Genomic DNA, 1,638 nt, shown 5'->3' on the forward strand with positions numbered 1-1,638 from the left:
AAGGGGATTCGAACCCCTGTTACCGCCGTGAAAGGGCGGTGTCCTAGGCCTCTAGACGATGGGGACACTAAAAAGTGTCACTAGGACAATTGATAAGTTTAACTCATATCATGAGGTGCTAAGGTAATACGTTTAATACACATAAAGACTCGAGCTTTAAGTGTTACGCTATTCTCTTGGTAAAACCACGCCTAACTATTTGTTAGATGGCGTCCCCAAGGGGATTCGAACCCCTGTTACCGCCGTGAAAGGGCGGTGTCCTAGGCCTCTAGACGATGGGGACACAGAAAACTGCTACCCTAGGACATGCACAAAGATTTGGTGGAGCTATGCGGGATCGAACCGCAGACCTCTTCGCTGCCAGCGAAGCGCTCTCCCAGCTGAGCTATAGCCCCAAACCTTTTAATACCTAACGTGTTTAACACGTTGTGTATCGCTGAGTGCGGGGCGCATTCTATGCACCCCCCAAAATAAAGTCAACAGTTTTTTATGCCACTTTATTTAAATGGTTTAATTTTCAACAAACTGGCTATCAGACATGCAAAAAAATACAATTTCGACAAAATTTGGCCTGTACTTCATCTCACAGTACTATAAACAGGTTAATTATCTATTTATACCTCGTTGATGAAGTAATAATGTTTAACATAAAAGGTATACATTTATATGCAAATTGAGTTGGGGTTAAAAAAGTACTAAAACCAAGGCTAAACCCCGCATTTAAGTGTGTTATTAAAATGCGAGGGCTCTATTCGATAACCTTATTATTAAATGCTCAACCCTTCCCTTTTTAAGTTGCTTGTACACACATATAAAAATTGAAGTGAATTAGGCCGTCGTTAAAAGTGCTAGCAAATAATTCGTGCTGTTTTTAAACACTATGTTCCAGTTTGGGTAATAGGCTCTTTTTTGTTGTCATTGTGCCAAAACCCATGGCGTTAATTAAAGTTTATTCGTACTAATGGCAATACAGATAACTGCTTATGCCCTTTAACGTGTTCGTACCTTTTAAAAAGTACCCTAAACCAGTTCAATAATTTAAAACCTTATATAGTCATAAATCTTCTTTTTGATAAAACGTCACGCTTACTGTATCAATTTCAACATAGCCTTTTATTAGCTTATTTAAGTAATGCTTTTTATTTTAAGTAAAAATAAGGCAGTCACTTAGTTCAGATTCAGCTGTTAATTTACCCTAACAACTTAAATTTGATGATAAAGTAAACGCCAACCACCCTGCGCTGTTTATAAAACCTTCATTCAGCACATTTTTATCATTCAAGTGTTGACACATTTGCAACTCTATCTATAATAGCGCCCCACAACAACGCAGCAATGTAATGTTGTTTAGATGTGGGTGATTAGCTCAGTTGGGAGAGCATCGCCCTTACAAGGCGAGGGTCACTGGTTCAAGTCCAGTATCACCCACCACTTTATTAAGTGTACACATCTAAAATTCTATATGAGTTGTTAGCTCAGTTAGAAAAGAGAGCGTCACTGCTTTTAGTAAAAGAGGGTGAGGTTCACTGGTTAAAATCCAGTACTATTATTTAATAGTAGCGTTTTAATTTATATGTGGGTGATTAGCTCAGTTGGGAGAGCATCGCCCTTACAAGGCGAGGGTCACTGGTTCAAGTC

General features: G+C 38.9%; 3 tRNA genes. 1 reads left to right on the forward strand and 2 read right to left on the reverse strand.

Annotation, left to right across the window (positions count from 1 at the left end):
* Positions 1–207 precede the first annotated feature (207 nt).
* Positions 208–283, reverse strand: a tRNA-Glu gene (locus AN389_RS19435).
* 36 nt (positions 284–319) lie between these two features.
* A tRNA-Ala gene (locus AN389_RS19440) sits at positions 320–395 on the reverse strand.
* A 960-nt stretch (positions 396–1,355) separates the two neighbouring features.
* On the opposite strand from AN389_RS19440, the gene AN389_RS19445 reads away from it, so the two are divergent.
* Positions 1,356–1,431, forward strand: a tRNA-Val gene (locus tag AN389_RS19445).
* Positions 1,432–1,638 lie beyond the last annotated feature (207 nt).

Source organism: Pseudoalteromonas sp. P1-7a, from assembly GCF_001401855.1.
Taxonomy (GTDB): domain Bacteria; phylum Pseudomonadota; class Gammaproteobacteria; order Enterobacterales; family Alteromonadaceae; genus Pseudoalteromonas.